We start from the raw sequence: 15,799 nt of genomic DNA on the forward strand, positions 1-15,799 counted from the left end.
GCGGGACGGTCAGCCGGTGACCACCGGCGGGACCGTCGTCCGGGGGACGGGCAGGCCGTCGGCCGGGGGCCCGGCGGCCGGCGCCGGGGGAGTGGCGTGCTCGAGGAAGCGCAGCAGCTCGACCGGGAACGGCAGGACGACCGTCGAGTTCTTCTCCGCGGCCACCTCGACCATGGTCTGCAGCAGGCGCAGCTGCAGCGCGGCGGGCTGGGTGGACATCACCTGCGCGGCCTGCGCCAGCTTCTGCGAGGCCTGCAGCTCGCCCTCCGCGGTGATCACCCGCGACCGGCGCTCGCGCTCGGCCTCCGCCTGGCGGGACATCGATCGCTTCATCGACTCCGGCAGCGCGACGTCCTTGATGTCGACCCGGTCGATGTGCACGCCCCAGTCGACGGCCGGGTTGTCCAGCATCAGCTCCAGGCCCTGGTTGAGCCGTTCGCGGTTGGACAGCAGGTCGTCGAGTTCGCTCTTGCCGATGATCGACCGCAGCGACGCCTGCGCGACCTGGGCGATCGCCGCCTGGTAGTTCTGCACGTCGACGACCACCCGCACCGGGTCGAACACCCGGTAGTAGACGACCGCGTCGACCTTGACGGTGACGTTGTCGCGGGTGATCCCCTCCTGCGCCGGCACCGGCATGGTGACGATCTGCATGTTGACCTTGTGCATCCGGTCGATGCCCGGGGCGATGACGGTCAGGCCGGGCGGCCGCGCGTCGCCGAGCAGCCGGCCGAACCGCAGCACCACCCCGCGCTGGTACTGGGTCACGACCCGCACGCTCGCGCCCAGCAGGACCAGCAGGCCCACGAGCGCGAGCACCAGGATCACGAGGATGGCGTCCATCTCGGCCTCCGTCGTCCCGTCGGATGCGGCGCGGGCACGGGGACGGCGTGCCCGCCGCCGGACCGGCCGACCTCGCGGTCTGCCGGGGCTGCGTCGCAGGACCGGGCGGCGCTCCCGGGGGCTCGACGGCCGCTGCTCGCGGCCCGCAGGACCCGGTGGGCGTGGACTACCTGGGCGCCCACGGGTGGGCCTCCGCAGCGAACGGCTCGGTACCGCGGCGCACGACGGCGACCGGAGCCGCCGCCCCGTCCACCACGGCACGGCTCACCGAGCCGAACACGGCTCCCAGCCCCGCGCGTCGGCCCCGTGACCCGACGACGACGAGTGCGGCGCCCGCGGAGCCGGTGACCAGGGCCGAGGCCGGATCGCGTCGCACCACCTCGGGAAGGACCGGGACGTCCGGGTACCGATCCCGCCACGCCCCGACGGCGCCGTCGACCAGTGCGTACGCCGCGGCCTCGGTGGTGACCAGGGGAGCGGTCACCGCCTCCAGGTCGGCAGCGCAGTCGGCAGCCCACGCGTGCACGGCGGTGACGGCGGCGCCCCGCTGGGCAGCGGCCCGGAAGGCGAAGCCGAGGGCGGCGTCGGAGTGGGGCAGGCCGTCGACCCCCACGACCACCCGGGGGGCGACGGGGTCCGAGGCGACGTCGCCGGACGGGTGGACCACCGCGACGGGGCAGGCGGCGGAGGCCGCCACCCCGAGCGTCAGCGAGCCGTGCAGGAGGCGCCGGACGCCTCCCCGTCGCCGGGGACCCAGGACGAGCAGGGAGGCGTCGCGGCTCTCGCGGAGCAGGACCCGCCGGGGCGGCCCCTGGACGACGACGGCGGAGACCTCGACGCCCGGGGCGATCGACCGCACCCGTGCCAGGGCGGCGTCGACGAGCCGCGCGGCGGCCGCCTGCTGCGCAGCCAGGTTGTCGACCACCGGGATCACACCGAGCGGGTCCACCGGCATCGACGACGAGAACGCGTGCACGATCCGCAGCGGCCGTCGCCGGCCGGCTGCTTCCGCGGCTGCCCACTCCACCGCCGGCGCGGACCCGCCGTCGGCGGGAACGCCGACGACGACGGGGGCGCGCGGCTTCCCCAACCGTCGCACGACGGGCAGGACGGCTCGGCTGAAGGCCCGGTCCGACAGCAGTGCGGACTCGAGCTCCTGCACGGTTCGGCGTTCCGAGTCACTGAGCACGAGCGCCTCCTCAAGGCGGGCCGCACCGGCAAGTGCATCGTAACGCGATATTCTCCGCTCCGGAAGGGCGGCCCGTGCGGTGCATCCGTGGTCGAATGGGCCCGTGGCCTCGGAGGACGACGAACCGGCCGGTCCGCCGTTGACCAAGCAGGAGTTCGAGGCGCTGGCGCGCTTCCGGTTCGGCATCCGCCGCTACCTGCGGTTCAGTGAGGAGACCGTGCGCCGGCACGGGCTGACCCCGCAGCAGTACCAGTTGCTCCTGGCGTTGAAGGGGTTCCCCGACCGGGAGTGGGCCACGGTCCGCGAGCTCGCCGAGCGGTTGCAGCTGCGCCACCACAGCGTCGTCGAGCTCGTCGACAGGGCCCAGGGCCAGGGGCTCGTCACGCGGGCGGCCAACCCCGACGACGCCCGATCGGTCCGGGTCCTGCTGACCGCGGCCGGCGAGGGGATCCTGGGCCGGCTCAGCGCGCTGCACCGGGACGAGTTGCGCCGCCTGGACTCGACGCTGACGCCGCCCGACTGGGGGGAGCCCGCCCCGGCCGGGTCGGGAGCTGTTTGACCAAGGTCTGTTGGTTCTAGAATTGCCGCGTGGACCCCCGCGCTGCCCGGCTCGCCGCCGTCGCCGCCCTGGCCGAGCCCACCCGGCGTCGGCTGTACGACCACGTCGTGCGCCAGCCGGAGCCGGTCGGTCGCGACGAGGTGGCCGCCGCTCTGGCCGTTCCCCGGGCGACGGTCGCCTTCCACCTGGACCGGCTCGTCTCCGACGGACTGCTCGACGTGCACTACGAGCGCCGGACCGGGCGCCGGGGTCCGGGCGCCGGTCGTCCCGCGAAGCTCTACCGCAGGTCGGAGTGCTCGGTGGCCGTCTCGCTGCCCGAGCGCGCCTACCCCCTGGCCGGTGAGCTCCTCGCCGAGGCCGTGGTCGAGGCCGAGGGCTCGGGCGAGCGACCGGCGACCGTGCTCGGTCGGCGCGCCTACGCGCGAGGGCGCCACATGGGAGCCGCCGCCGACGGGGCGGGCGGGCGGGACACCGTGCTGCACGTGCTGGAGGCCCACGGGTACGAGCCGCGGATCGAGGAGGGTGGCGAGGAGGGTGGCATCGCCCTCGCCAACTGCCCCTTCCACGCCCTGGCGCGCGAGCACACCGAGCTGATCTGCGGCATGAACCTGCGACTCCTCGAGGGAGTGCTCGACGGCGCGGCCGCCGGTGGGCTGACCGCTCGGCTGCGGCCCACCCCGGGCGCCTGCTGCGTCCGCCTGGACGGGGCCGGCCGGCCCGCGGAGGGGAACGCGCCGAGGGGTTGACAAGGACGTGACCCACGTCTCTACTGACAAACCTCATTGGTTTTAGAGGAGACCCTCATGACCACCTCCCTCACCCGGTCGCACACCGCCCTCGCCACCGACCCCGGGCGGCAGGCGTTCCTCCTGCTCCGCACTGGCTTCACCGTCGCGCCGATCCTCTTCGGCCTCGACAAGTTCACCAACCTGCTCACCGACTGGCCGGGCTACCTCGCACCGTGGATCGACGACCTCGTGCCCGGCACCGCGCAGCAGGCGATGTACGCCGTCGGCGTCGTGGAGGTGCTCGCCGGTCTCGTCGTGGCGGTCGCACCCCGGTTCGGCGGCTGGCTGGTGGCCGCCTGGCTCGGCGGGATCATCGTGAACCTGCTGACCCTCCCCGGCCTCTACGACGTGGCCCTGCGCGACTTCGGGCTCCTCGTCGCCGCCGTCGCCCTCGCCCGGCTCGCGGCGCGGTACGCGCCGGGCCGCACCGCCGGGGACCCGACGTGACCGCGGCCGGGCCCCTGGCGGCGGTCCCGCCCGAGCGCCCTCCCGTCGCACTCCGCGTCATGCGCGAGACCGGCGCGGTGGACCTCCTCGCCGCCGAGGCGGCGGTGACCGCGCTGCTCCGGGCGCTGGGCCGGGACCCGGCGTCGCCACACCTGGTCGAGACGCCGCGACGGGTGGCCCGCTCCTACGCCGAGCTCCTCGCGGGCCGGCAGTTCGACCTCACCACCTTCCCCAACGACGAGGGCTACGACGAGCTGGTGATCGCCCGGGACATCCCGCTGCAGTCCCTGTGCGAGCACCACCTGCTGCCGTTCTCGGGCGTCGCGCACATCGGCTACCTGCCCGGCGCGCGGATCCTCGGGCTGTCCAAGCTCGCGCGGGTGCTCGAGCTCTTCGCCCGCGACCTGCAGGTCCAGGAGCGGCTGACCCAGCAGGTGGCCGACTGGCTGCAGGAGCACCTCGCCCCACGCGGCGTCGGGGTGGTCATCGAGGCGGAGCACCTGTGCATGTCACTGCGTGGCGTCCGGGCGACCGGCGCTCGCACCGTCACCTCCGCGCTGCACGGCGTGCTGCGCTCGGACGCGCGCTCCCGTGCCGAGTTCTTCGCGCTCACCGGAACCACCTGAGGGAGGACCCCGTGCCCATCCAGGACCCGTTCGTCATCGTCGGTGCCGGACTGGGCGGCGCCCAGGCCGCCGAGACGCTGCGGGAGGAGGGGTTCGACGGGCCGGTCGTGCTCGTCGGCGCGGAACCCGAGCGACCCTACGAGCGGCCGCCGCTGTCCAAGCAGTACCTGCTCGGGACCGCCGGCCGCGACAGCGCCTTCGTCCACGACGCCGCGTGGTACGCCGAGCACGACGTCGACCTGCGCACCGGCGTCCGGGCCACCCGGCTGGACCCGGCTGCGCACCGCGTGGTGCTGGACACGGGGGAGGAGCTGGCCTACGCGCGACTGCTGCTGGCCACCGGGGCCTCGGCCCGGCGGCTGCCGGTGCCCGGCGAAGACCTCGAGGGCGTCCGGTACCTGCGCACCCTGGCCGACGCCGACCGGTTGACGGCCGACCTCGCCGATGGTGGCCGGCAGCTCGTGATCGTGGGCGCCGGGTGGATCGGGCTGGAGGTGGCGGCTGCCGCCCGGTCGCACGACAACGCGGTGACCGTCGTCGAGCCGCAGCCCACGCCGCTGCACGCGGTGCTCGGTCAGCGGATGGGGGAGGTCTTCGCCCACCTGCACCGGCAGCACGGCGTCGACCTGTTCACCGACACGACCGTGCGCGAGATCCGCGGTGCCGACGGCCGGATCGCCTCGGTGGTGACCGACCGGCACGCGGGGCTCCCCGCGGACCTGGTCGTCGTCGGCGTCGGCGCTCTACCGAACGTGCAACTGGCGGCGGCCGCGGGCCTCGAGGTCGACAACGGTGTGGTCACCGACCACGCGCTGCGGGCCTCCGCGCCGGACGTGTTCGCCGCCGGTGACGTCGCGGCGTCCTTCCGCCCGCTCTACGGCCGGCACGTCCGCGTGGAGCACTGGGCCAACGCGCTGCACGGCGGTCCGGCCGCCGCGCGGTCGATGCTCGGGCAGGACGTGACCTACGACCGGGTGCCCTACTTCTTCACCGACCAGTACGAGCTGGGCATGGAGTACTCGGGGCTCGCCGGCTCCGGCGACACCGTCGTCTGCCGCGGCAACCCGGACGACGGTGCGTTCATCGCCTTCTGGATGGCCGACGGCCGGGTGACCGCGGGCATGAACGTGAACGTCTGGGACGTCACCGCGCCCATCCAGCAGCTGATCCGGTCGCGGCGGCAGGTGCAGCCGGCCAGGCTGGCCGATCCGGACACGCCGCTGGAGCTGCTGGCCGGGTAGGACCCCGGCGTGGTGCGCGTGCCGGGGTGTCGTGGCTCCGGCGCAGCAGGCAGGCTGGGGACGACGTCACACCCTGGAAACGACTGGACGCGATCATGTCGAGCATGGACCGACAGCAGGAGTTCGTCCTGCGCACCCTCGAGGAACGCGACATCCGCTTCGTGCGGCTGTGGTTCACCGACGTCTCCGGCTACCTCAAGGCCGTGGCCGTGGCGCCGGCCGAGATCGAGGCGGCCTTCGCGGAGGGCATCGGCTTCGACGGCTCGGCGATCGAGGGGTTCGCCCGGGTCTACGAGTCCGACATGCTCGCCAAGCCCGATCCCGGCACCTTCCAGGTGATGCCGGCGGCCAAGGGTCAGCCCAGCGACACCGCCCGGATGTTCTGCGACCTCACGCTGCCCGACGGGTCGCCGTCCTGGGCCGACCCGCGGCACGTGCTGCGCCGGGCGCTGACGAAGGCCGCCGACATGGGCTTCACCTTCTACACCCACCCCGAGGTCGAGTTCTTCCTGCTCAAGGACCTCCCGACCGACGGCAGCGCGCCCGAGCCGGCCGACACGGGCGGCTACTTCGACCTGTCCACGCACAACGTCGCCCACGACTTCCGCCGCGAGGCGGTGTTCGCGCTCGAGGCGATGGGGATCTCGGTGGAGTTCAGCCACCACGAGGTCGCGCCCGGCCAGCAGGAGATCGACCTGCGCTACGCCGACGCGCTGTCGATGGCCGACAACATCATGACGCTGCGGCACGTCGTCCGTGAGGTGGCGCTCGCCCAGGGCGTGCACGCCACCTTCATGCCCAAGCCGTTCACCGAGCTGGCGGGCTCGGCGATGCACACCCACCTGTCGCTGTTCGAGGGCGACCGCAACGCCTTCCACGACCCGGCCGACCCGATGAAGCTGTCGGCCACCGGGAAGCAGTTCATCGCCGGGCTGCTCACCCACGCCAAGGAGTACACCGCCGTCACCAACCAGACGGTCAACTCCTACCGCCGGCTGCTGGCCGGGACCGAGGCGCCGACCGCGGCCACCTGGGGCCGGGCCAACCGCTCGGCGTTGGTGCGGCTGCCCTCGTACAAGCCGAACAAGGGCCAGTCGGCGCGGGTGGAGGTGCGCTCGCCGGACTCCGCGTGCAACCCCTACCTGACCTTCGCGATCCTGCTGGCCGCCGGGTTGCGCGGCATCGAGAAGGGCTACGAGCTGCCGCCGGAGGCCGAGGACGACGTCTGGTCGCTCACCGACACCGAGCGCCGCGCCGCCGGCTACGAGGACCTCCCGGTGTCCCTCGGCGAGGCGCTCACCGCCATGCAGGGCAGCGAGCTGGTGGCCGAGACCCTCGGCGAGCACGTGTTCGAGTTCTTCCTGCGCAACAAGTGGGCGGAGTTCAACGCCTACCGGCGGAACGTGACCCCGTGGGAGCTCATGCGCTACCTGCCGGGCCTTTGACCCCGGCCGAAGGGCGACATGCCATCCGTGCTCCGCGGAGCGGGTGAGATCTCCTCGATTGACCTGCAGCGTCGGCTTCCCGGGTCCATAATCGGCCGACCGCTGCAACCCGGTCCGGGAGGCTCCTTGACCGCTGAGACCTTCCAGGCCTGGGTTGCTGCCGGCGGTGCATTCCTTGCCGGCGTCCTCGGCTTGGTCAAGTACTTCTCCTACCGGAGCAAGCGGGACCGCCTGGCCTCGGTCGGGGCATCGTTCACCGCGACCGTCGAGGCGCTCGCGTCAGAGAACGAGACGACACGCATGGCGGGGGCGGTGCTCCTACGTCGCTTTTTCCGCCGCAAGACCGAACAAGGGTCGGCGGGTACCCCGTACTCAGCAGAAGCCATCGAGGTGATCGCCGGCCTCCTGCGGGAGAGTCGGTCGGAACGGCTGCCGGAGACGCTGCAGAAGGTTCTCGCTGATGGGCTCTACTACGCGCGGGATCTGAGTCGAGCCGATCTACAGCGTTGTTGCCTCCGTCGCGCCTACCTGGGTAGGAAGCGAGGGGACAAGGACGTGCTCGACTTGTCGGAGGCCGACCTCTTCGAGGCCGACCTCTCTGGGGCGTCACTTCGGGGTGTCAAGGCAGTCGAGACGACGTTCTACAGAGCACGCCTCGTCGAGACCGTCCTCGCTGAGGCTGACCTGACCAAGGCCGACTTCCGGGCGGCGGTGCTGACGAAGGCCGACTTCGGGGCGGCTCTGATCGGCGGCGCTCGTTTCAGCGGTGCAGAGGACATCCCGGCTGACGTAGCAGCGCTGCTGGACGGCGAGCTCACCGCTCCGGCGAAGGCCGTCGTTCCCGAGAAGCGACCTCGTTGACGCCGGTCGCCTTCGCTGGGGTGCCCTCTGTCCTCACCCCCGCTCAGTTGCGTGAACTGCACCGGTGGACCGCTGCGTTGGAAGCGACGGGTCTCGAGCTGCGCCGCCTGGCGCGAGGGGAGTACGAGCCCGTCCCCTGGGACCAGTTGCGCGACTCCCTGATGTCTGCGAGCGCCGTCGTGCTGTTCGGATTCCGACAGCTCTGCGTGCACGAGGGAACGTGGAGACCGGGCACAGGCGAAGAGCGGGCAATCGACCAGGCGCGGTGGACAACGCCGTGGATGCACATCGAAGCAGGAATGGCGATTGCGAGAGGTCTTCCTCTGCTGGTCGTGGCAGAAGCGGGCGTGGCCGAAGGAGTGTTCAACCCGGATGCCTGGGGATCCTCGGTCTTCGGCGCATCGCTCGACCGTGATCCCTCCCACGTGACCGTCGCGCAGTGGCGGTCGGCGTTCTGACCGCGTCCCCGAGCGTCTCCCTGGGACCGTGGTCACGCTGACTAACCTCGACGCGTGGCCCGCCTGCTCGTCGTCGTCCCCTCCGAGACCGATCCGCCGGCCCGGCTGGGGGAGTGGCTCCGCGCGGCCGGGCTGGAGCTCGACGAGCGCCGCCTCGGCGCCGGCGACGAGCTCCCCGCGACCCTCGCGGGCTCCGACGGGCTGCTCGTCCTCGGCGGCCCGCAGTCGGCGATGGACGACGAGCAGACCAGCCCGGAGCTCGTCGGGGTCCGCCGCCTGCTGGCCGAGGCGCTGCGGGACGACGTGCCCACGCTGGCGGTCTGCCTGGGCGCCCAGCTGCTCGCCGAGGTCGGGGGCGGCCGCGTGCGGAAGGGCGTCGACGGGCCCGAGGTGGGCGCCACCCTGGTGGCCAAGCGCGACGCCGCCGACTCCGACCCGCTGTTCCGCCCGCTCCCGATGACCCCCGACGTGATCCAGTTCCACCACGACGAGATCGCCGAGCTGCCGCGCGGGGCCACCCTGCTGGCGGCCAACCCCGTCTACGCGCACCAGGCGTTCCGGGTGGGGGAGCACGTCTACGGCCTGCAGTTCCACATCGAGACGACGCCGGAGATCGTCGCGGAGTGGGCCGAGCGGGACGTCGTCGGCGTGGCCGCCAGCCCGTTCGACCGGGAGACGATCTGCGCCCGCGCGGCCGCGGTGCACCCGGACCTCGAGGAGGTGTGGGCGCCGTTCGCCGGCCGCTTCGCCGACCTGGTCCGCAGCAGCTCGCGCGCCGGGGCGGGCGCGGCGTGACCACCAGCAGCGCGCCGGAGATCCCGCGCCGGGCCGTCGTCCGGCTGGTCCGGTTCGGGTTCCTCGACGGCGAGCGGGCCGCCCGCCTGCTGTCCGAGCCGGAGATGGGGCTGTGGGACCTCGAGCGCAACGAGCCCGCCGACCCCGAGGCCGGCCCGGTCGTCTCCGCGCTCGCCCGCACCGGCGACCCCGACCTCGCCGTCCGCTCGCTGCGCCGGCTGATCGAGGCCCTGGACGCCGCCGACCCCACCGGCGGCTCGGCCGCCGCGCTGCTGGCCCGGCTGCGCGGCTCGGCGCTGCTCCGCTCCCGGCTGCTCAGCGTGCTGGGCGCCAGCTCGGGGCTGGCCGACCACCTGGCCGCCCACCCCGGCGACTGGACCGTCCTCGACGGCGACGGCGACGGCACCTCCCGGGGGCCGGTCCGGCCCACGCCGCAGGCGCTGCAGCGGCAGATGCTCGTCGCCGTCGGCGCCGACCCCGACGACCCGCCGTGGGGCGTGCGGCTGGGCAAGGCCGCACCGGACGCGAGCCCGCAGCGGGTCGCCGACCTGCGCCTGGCCTACCGGCGGGCGGTGCTCTCCGTCGCCGGCCGCGACCTCGGCGAGGGCCTGGCCGCCGAGGACGTCGCCGCCGAGCTCGCCGACGTCGCCGCCGCCGTGCTGACCGCCGGGCTGGCCGTCGCCGTCGCCGAGCAGCCCGCCGACGCCGCCGCCTGCCGGCTGGCGGTCATCGCGCTGGGCAAGACCGGCGGCCGGGAGCTCAACTACGTCAGCGACGTCGACGTCGTCTTCGTGGCCGAGCCGGTCGACCCCGCGGAGGCCGACGCCGCCCCCGCGGTGAGGAGCGCCACCCGGGTCGCCGCCGCGCTCATGCGGATCTGCCGCGCAGCGGCCTGGGAGGTCGACGCCGCGCTGCGGCCCGAGGGCAAGGCCGGGGCGCTGGTGCGCACGCTGGCCAACCACGCCGCCTACTACCGCAGCTGGGCCAGCACGTGGGAGTTCCAGGCGCTGCTGAAGATGCGCCCGGTCGCCGGCGACCCGGACCTCGGCCGGCAGTACGTCGAGGAGCTCTTCCCGCTGGTGTGGCAGGCCGGCGAGCGCCCCGGCTTCGTCGGCGAGGTGCAGGCGATGCGCCGGCGGGTGCTGGAGAACATCCCCCCGGCCCAGGCCGAGCGCGAGCTCAAGCTGGGCCGCGGGGGGCTGCGCGACGTCGAGTTCGCCGTCCAGCTGCTGCAGCTGGTGCACGGGCGGGTCGACGTGCGGCTGCGGGTGGGCGGCACGCTGCCGGCGCTGGACGCGCTGCGGGCCGGCGGCTACGTCGGGCGCGAGGACGCCGACACGCTGATCGCCTCCTACCGCTTCCTGCGGACCGTCGAGCACCGGCTGCAGCTGCTCCGGCTGCGGCGCACCCACCTGCTGCCCACCGACGAGCAGCAGCTGCGCTGGCTGGCCCGGTCACTGGGCTACAAGCCCGACTCCCGCGGGGACGCCGTCGCCGTCCTCGACGCCGAGCTGTCCCTGCACACCCGTGAGGTGCGCCGGCTGCACGAGAAGCTCTTCTACCGGCCGCTGCTGTCGGCCGTGGCGAAGGTGCCGCCGGAGGCCGCGCAGCTGGGGTCGAAGGCGGCCGGCGACTGGCTGCGCGCGCTCGGCTTCGCCGACCCCGACGGCGCGCTGCGGCACATGGCCGCGCTCACCGGCGGGGTGTCGCGGTCGGCGTCGATGCAGAAGTACCTGCTGCCGGTCGTGCTGCAGACCCTCGCCGACTGCGCCGACCCCGACGCCGGGCTGCTGGCCTACCGCAAGGTCAGCGAGGCCCTCGGCGGCAACCAGTGGTACCTGCGGCTGCTGCGCGACGAGGGGCAGGTCGCCGAGCGGCTGGCCGCGCTGCTGGGCTCGAGCCAGTACGTCGCCGCACTGCTCACCCGCACCCCCGAGGCGCTGCGCATCCTCGCCGACGACGACGAGCTGCGGCCGCGCACCGCCGCCGCGCTCGCCGCGGCCTGGCGGCAGGCGGCCGGTCGGGCCGCGGACCCGATCGACGGCATCCGCGTGGTGCGCGGGCTGCGCCGTTCCGAGCTGCTGCGGGTCGCCGCCGCGGACCTGCTCGGCATGCTCGACGTCGGCCAGGTCGGCCAGGGGCTGACCGACATCGCCGTCGCCACGCTGCAGGTCGGCCTGGACGTCGCGGTGCGGGCGCACGCCGCCGAGACCGGCACCGCGCCCGGCGACCTCCCGACCGACCTCGCCGTCATCGGCATGGGCCGGCTCGGCGGCGGGGAGATGGCCTACGGCTCGGACGCCGACGTGCTGTTCGTGCACCGGCCGCGGGCGGGAACCGAGGAGGGGAAGGCCACCGCGGCGGCCAACGCCGTGGCACACACGCTGCGCCGGCTGCTCGGCGAGCCGGCACCGGACCCGGCCTTCGAGCTCGACGCCGACCTGCGGCCCGAGGGCCGGCAGGGCGCGCTGGTGCGCAGCCTGGACTCCTACCGCGAGTACTACGACCGCTGGATGTCGGTGTGGGAGGTGCAGGCCCTGCTGCGTGCCGTCCCCGTGGCCGGCGACGAGGCCCTGGGCGCGGCGTTCGTCGAGCTCGTCGACCCGATCCGCTACCCGGCCGGGGGCGTCTCGGCCGAGCAGGTCGCCGAGATCCGCCGGATCAAGGCCCGGGTCGAACGCGAGCGGCTGCCGCGCGGCGCGGACCCGACGACGCACACCAAGCTGGGCCGCGGCGGGCTGGCCGACGTCGAGTGGACCGTCCAGCTGCTGCAGTTGCGGCACGCCGGCGAACACCCGGAGCTGCGGGTGACCTCGACGGTGGCCGCGCTGACCGCGTTGCGGGAGGCCGGCCTGCTCGACCCCGACCAGGCCGCGGCGCTGCAGGGCGCCTGGGAGCTGGCCGGCCGGGCCCGCAACGCGGTGTTCCTGGTCCGCGGGCGCGCCAGCGACCAGCTGCCCCGGCCCGGGGCCGAGCTGTCCGGGGTCGCGCGGGCGAGCGGGTACGGCCCGGACGCCGATCCGGGCCAGTTCCTCGACGACTACCGGCGGGCCACCCGGCACGCGCGCGGCGTCGTCGAGCAGGTCTTCTACGGGCAGCCCGCCGCCGGCTCCTGACGCGGCGTCCCCGCGGTGGTCGGGGGGCTGGAACCGCGGCCCGGCGAGGAGGACGATCGGAGCAGGCCCACCGTCAGGAGGAGAGCGCGATGTCGGACCCCGTCCACCGCTCGTCGGGTGCGGACACCATGTCGGTCGCCGAGAAGCTGGCCGCCGAGTGGGAGGCCCGCCACGACGCGGCCGCCCGCGGCCGGCGCATCGACCCCGCCGCGGCGCTCCAGCGTTACCTCAGCCACAGCAAGTGCGAGGAGGAGCTGCACCACCGCGACCACCCGCACCAGCAGCGCACGGCGCGGCAGCGCAGCGCAGCGGAGGAGTTCGCGGCGGAGCACCCGCTGCTGACGTCGTGGGTGCGCTGGGGCGAGGACCGCCGCTGACCGTCCGGCGGGCGCCGCGGGTGTGCGCGGCGCCCGGCCGGGGCAGGGGAAGGGCGTGTCGCAGCATGTTGCCCCGGAGGACCCCGCCCCGACGTCCGGGAGCGGCGCCACCATCACGCCCTACCGCGACGGCCCGCTGATCGTCCGCGGCGACTTCCGGTTGCTCGACCAGGACGGCAACGAGATCGACCCGGGTCGCGAGACGATCGCGCTGTGCCGGTGCGGCAAGTCCGGCATCAAGCCGTTCTGCGACGGCTCGCACAAGCGCGCCGGGTTCTCCGCCCCGAGCCCGCCCAGCCGCCCGCGGCCGGCCGCCCGCATCCTGCGCGCGGACGCTCCGTAGCGATCAGCGTCCCTCGAACGCGGTGGCCATCCGCTCCTGCGCCTCGAGCGCCGCGCCGATCCGGGCCTGGACCGCGTCGAGCTGACCGATGACCTCGCTGGTGGCGCGGATGCCGGCCGACACCGAGTCGGTGCTCGTCTGGATCCCGGTGATCTGCGTCGACACGCGCTGGGTCGCGGCGGCGGTCTCCCGGGCCAGGTCCTTGACCTCACCGGCGACGACGGCGAAGCCGCGGCCCAGCTCCCCGGCGCGAGCCGCCTCGATGGTCGCGTTGAGCGCCAGCAGGTTGGTCTGGTCGGCGATCGAGGAGATGATCCGGATGACGTCGCTCACCGAGGCCGATGCCTGGCTCAGTGCCTCGACCTCGACGGTCATCGACGAGGCCTTGGCGACGGCGCTCTCGGCGACGCGACCGGCGTCCGCGGCCGCCTCGCGCAGCCGGGCGACGGTGTCGAGCAGGGCCCGCGCGTCCACGGCGTCCTGCTCCGCGCGCCGCAGCACCTCGATGCGCTGCGAGACCAGCTGCTGGACGTTGCGCAGCGCCGAGGCGCGGGACTCCGAGAGGTCGACCGTCTCGGTGAGGAAGAAGTCCATCGTGCCGATCACCCTGCCGTCGGCGGTGACCGGGAAGCAGACGCCGGAGCGGACACCGGCACGCTGCGCGGCGGGGGCCCGGACGCAGCCGGGCAGCTCCGCGAGGTCCCGGACGGAGACCAGGTCCTGGGCGTGCCAGGCGCGACCGGGGAGGCCGACGCCCTCCGCGAAACTGGCGGTGAGGGTCACCCGGCGGAACTCCTCGCCGGCCGAGCCGGACTCGACACCGAACCGCAGCACGTCCTCGTCCTCGTCGCGCTCCCAGAAGGAGCCGTAGGCCCAGCCGAACGCGGTGCGGACGGTGTCCAGCGCGGCCTGCACCGCGGACCGTGCGTCCTGCGCGCGCCCCAGGCTCCTCGCGACCTCGGCCACGGCCACCCGGTCGTCGACGGCCTCGCGGAGTGCCGCCGTCGCGACGGCGCCCTGCCGCGCGTGGGCGGCGACGCGGCTCAGCGACGTCCACTTCTGGCCGCGGGCTCCGAGGAAGGGCAGCGGGAAGCCGGCGTAGAACTCCTGCAAGGCGACCAGCCGGTCACCGGAGAACACGGGCAGCCAGGCTCCCTCCGGCGCGCCCAGGGCCGCCGCGGCGGCCCGGCGCCGAGCCGCCTCGGGCCCGCCGTCCGCGCTGGCGACCGCCACGCGCCCGCCGACCGCCCGCCGCACCAGGGCCGACCTCGCGGGCAGCGTCGATCCGCCCTGCCAGGCGGCGGCGAGGTCGGCGGCGAGCCGCCCGAACTCGCCGCCGAGGCGCAGGTCGCCGGACGCCTCGACCAGCCACACCGCCGCATAGGGCAGCTCGAGCGCCTCGCCGAGCGCCCGGACCACCTGGCGGTGGGCGTCGACATCCCCGGTGACGCCGCCGTCGAGCGCGGCGAGCACGTGTTCGAGCGCCTCGCTGTCCCGGGGTGGCGGCCCCGGCGGTGCTGGTGGGGCCGCGGGTCGGGTGGTGCGCAACCTCATGGACGTCCTCTCCTCGGCCAGGCTCCCCTCGTCTTCGGCAGCCGGACCGCAGAGTCCACTCGGAACGCCCTGACGACGTGCTGGAACGGCCGGCCTCCAGGGGTCTGCCTTCCGAGGCGTGCGGAGGAGGTGGTCCTCCTTCAGGCGGCGATGGCGCGGGTCCCCCGCAGGGCCGACCGGCCGGCCTCCCAGGCCCCGAGCAGGTGGCGCGCGGCCAGGCCGTCCATGGCCAGCGAGCAGGCCGCGCCGAAGAGGACGTCGTCGGTCAGCGCGGGCTCGCCGGCGACCAGGGAGCCGCACATGTCCACCGAGGCGATCTGCTCGTGGACGGCGTCGGCCTCCACGTGCTCGTCGTAGAAGACCGTCGTCGACCCGTCGAAGCCCAGCCGGCGCAGCCCGGCCGCGTAGCGCCGCGACGGCTCGGAGGAGGTCATCTCCACGCAGGCCAGGTGCCCCAGGGCGGCGCCGCGCCAGCGCCGGTGCAGGCCGAACAGCGACATCGTGTTCACCGAGGCGAACGCGGCGGCGGGGGCGTCGTCCCACAGCGCGCCGTAGCCGGCGTCGAGACCGAGGTCGCGCATCATGCCGGCGAACAGCTCGCTGTGCATCCGAGCGGGCGAGCCGCCGCCGTACTCGTCGGCCTGGATCTCCACCATCGCCGCCTTGGTGCGCCCCGACAGCCGGGGGACGGCGAAGGTGTGCGGGTCGCCCTCCTTGAGGTGGTAGACCGAGCGCAGCGTGAGGTACTCGCGCCACTGCTCCAGCGAGCCGGTGCGCGACATGTAGGCCGACAACGAGGGTCCGTCGTCGGCCGCGATGAGGGCGGTGAGCTGCCGGTCGACCGGCTCGTCGGTGACCTCCAGCTCCCCGACCAGCTCCCGCAGCGCCGCGGTGTGCACCCGCTCCAGGTGCGCGCGCAGCCGCAGCAGGTCCGGGTCCCACTCCCAGTCCTCGGCGACGCCGTCCAAGCCGCGGTAGTGCAGCTCGTAGCAGATCGCGAGGGCGAGCTGGAGGTCCTCGTCCAGCAGCGGGTCGGTGGTGGTGGCCGCGATCCGCTCGGCGAGGTCGACGGTCGCGGGGGCGAGCGTGCCGCCGGTCAGGTCGGTGCAGAGGGCGGAGGTCAGGGGGCCCCGTGGCTCGGGCAGGCGCATGCGAGC

At 74.5% G+C, this 15,799-nt stretch carries 16 protein-coding genes; 12 read left to right on the plus strand and 4 right to left on the minus strand.

The features are described from left to right. Positions 1-9 precede the first annotated feature (9 nt). Entirely contained in the window at positions 10-843 is an 834-nt protein-coding gene (locus BUB17_RS06995) for a slipin family protein (protein WP_072915524.1), read from the minus strand. 166 nt (positions 844-1,009) lie between these two features. Then, the gene (locus BUB17_RS07000) at positions 1,010-2,032 is read right to left on the minus strand and encodes a universal stress protein (RefSeq protein WP_175561310.1); all 1,023 of its coding nucleotides are present in this window, start codon (positions 2,030-2,032) and stop codon (positions 1,010-1,012) included. A gap of 103 nt (positions 2,033-2,135) precedes the next feature. On the opposite strand from BUB17_RS07000, the gene BUB17_RS07005 reads away from it, so the two are divergent. From BUB17_RS07005 to BUB17_RS07060, 12 genes are all read left to right on the plus strand, one after another. Further along, positions 2,136-2,591: a MarR family winged helix-turn-helix transcriptional regulator gene (locus BUB17_RS07005; RefSeq protein WP_072915526.1), complete on the plus strand. Its 456-nt coding sequence runs from the start codon at positions 2,136-2,138 to the stop codon at positions 2,589-2,591. 29 nt (positions 2,592-2,620) lie between these two features. After that, entirely contained in the window at positions 2,621-3,337 is a 717-nt protein-coding gene (locus BUB17_RS07010; protein WP_072915529.1) for a helix-turn-helix transcriptional regulator, read from the plus strand. A 57-nt stretch (positions 3,338-3,394) separates the two neighbouring features. Next, the gene (locus BUB17_RS07015; RefSeq protein ID WP_072915532.1) at positions 3,395-3,826 is read left to right on the plus strand and encodes a hypothetical protein; all 432 of its coding nucleotides are present in this window, start codon (positions 3,395-3,397) and stop codon (positions 3,824-3,826) included. A 59-nt stretch (positions 3,827-3,885) separates the two neighbouring features. Then, complete coding sequence (gene folE, locus BUB17_RS07020) at positions 3,886-4,452, plus strand: GTP cyclohydrolase I FolE (RefSeq protein WP_072915968.1); 567 nt, start codon at positions 3,886-3,888, stop codon at positions 4,450-4,452. Between the two features lie 11 nt (positions 4,453-4,463). Then, positions 4,464-5,693 carry an NAD(P)/FAD-dependent oxidoreductase gene (locus BUB17_RS07025; RefSeq protein ID WP_072915533.1) on the plus strand — a complete coding sequence of 410 codons (1,230 nt, stop codon included), beginning with the start codon at positions 4,464-4,466 and terminating at the stop codon, positions 5,691-5,693. 104 nt (positions 5,694-5,797) lie between these two features. Continuing rightward, complete coding sequence (glnA, locus tag BUB17_RS07030) at positions 5,798-7,138, plus strand: type I glutamate--ammonia ligase (RefSeq protein ID WP_072915970.1); 1,341 nt, start codon at positions 5,798-5,800, stop codon at positions 7,136-7,138. A 126-nt stretch (positions 7,139-7,264) separates the two neighbouring features. Beyond that, complete coding sequence (locus BUB17_RS07035) at positions 7,265-7,999, plus strand: pentapeptide repeat-containing protein (protein WP_072915535.1); 735 nt, start codon at positions 7,265-7,267, stop codon at positions 7,997-7,999. Positions 8,000-8,046: 47 nt separating this feature from the next. Beyond that, entirely contained in the window at positions 8,047-8,457 is a 411-nt protein-coding gene (locus BUB17_RS07040; protein WP_141242935.1) for a hypothetical protein, read from the plus strand. A 54-nt stretch (positions 8,458-8,511) separates the two neighbouring features. Beyond that, entirely contained in the window at positions 8,512-9,252 is a 741-nt protein-coding gene (locus tag BUB17_RS07045) for a type 1 glutamine amidotransferase (RefSeq protein ID WP_072915554.1), read from the plus strand. Then, on the plus strand, positions 9,249-12,368 hold the full coding sequence (locus BUB17_RS07050) for a bifunctional [glutamine synthetase] adenylyltransferase/[glutamine synthetase]-adenylyl-L-tyrosine phosphorylase (RefSeq protein WP_141242936.1): 3,120 nt from the start codon (positions 9,249-9,251) through the stop codon (positions 12,366-12,368). Before BUB17_RS07045 ends, BUB17_RS07050 begins: the two co-directional genes overlap by 4 nt. Positions 12,369-12,457: 89 nt before the next feature. Then, a complete protein-coding gene (locus BUB17_RS07055; protein ID WP_072915557.1) occupies positions 12,458-12,745 on the plus strand; it encodes a hypothetical protein in 288 nt (95 codons plus the stop codon). 55 nt (positions 12,746-12,800) lie between these two features. Further along, the gene (locus tag BUB17_RS07060) at positions 12,801-13,088 is read left to right on the plus strand and encodes a CDGSH iron-sulfur domain-containing protein (protein WP_072915977.1); all 288 of its coding nucleotides are present in this window, start codon (positions 12,801-12,803) and stop codon (positions 13,086-13,088) included. Positions 13,089-13,091: 3 nt separating this feature from the next. Here BUB17_RS07060 and BUB17_RS07065 read toward each other — a convergent pair whose 3' ends face one another. Further along, a complete protein-coding gene (locus BUB17_RS07065) occupies positions 13,092-14,642 on the minus strand; it encodes a methyl-accepting chemotaxis protein (protein WP_072915560.1) in 1,551 nt (516 codons plus the stop codon). 140 nt (positions 14,643-14,782) lie between these two features. Next, the gene (locus BUB17_RS07070) at positions 14,783-15,793 is read right to left on the minus strand and encodes an iron-containing redox enzyme family protein (protein ID WP_072915979.1); all 1,011 of its coding nucleotides are present in this window, start codon (positions 15,791-15,793) and stop codon (positions 14,783-14,785) included. Positions 15,794-15,799 lie beyond the last annotated feature (6 nt).

Origin of the sequence: Geodermatophilus obscurus, assembly GCF_900143215.1 — a bacterium.
In the GTDB taxonomy this organism is placed as follows: domain Bacteria; phylum Actinomycetota; class Actinomycetes; order Mycobacteriales; family Geodermatophilaceae; genus Geodermatophilus; species Geodermatophilus obscurus_A.

What these genes read in the sequence shown, in the direction of transcription:
- BUB17_RS07055 (WP_072915557.1), top strand. Translation starts at nt 12,458, where the DNA reads ATGTCGGACCCCGTCCACCGCTCGTCGGGTGCGGACACCATGTCGGTC.
- BUB17_RS07065 (WP_072915560.1), bottom strand. Translation starts at nt 14,642, where the DNA reads ATGAGGTTGCGCACCACCCGACCCGCGGCCCCACCAGCACCGCCGGGG.
- glnA (WP_072915970.1), top strand. Translation starts at nt 5,798, where the DNA reads ATGGACCGACAGCAGGAGTTCGTCCTGCGCACCCTCGAGGAACGCGAC.
- BUB17_RS07070 (WP_072915979.1), bottom strand. Translation starts at nt 15,793, where the DNA reads ATGCGCCTGCCCGAGCCACGGGGCCCCCTGACCTCCGCCCTCTGCACC.
- BUB17_RS06995 (WP_072915524.1), bottom strand. Translation starts at nt 843, where the DNA reads ATGGACGCCATCCTCGTGATCCTGGTGCTCGCGCTCGTGGGCCTGCTG.
- folE (WP_072915968.1), top strand. Translation starts at nt 3,886, where the DNA reads ATGCGCGAGACCGGCGCGGTGGACCTCCTCGCCGCCGAGGCGGCGGTG.
- BUB17_RS07015 (WP_072915532.1), top strand. Translation starts at nt 3,395, where the DNA reads ATGACCACCTCCCTCACCCGGTCGCACACCGCCCTCGCCACCGACCCC.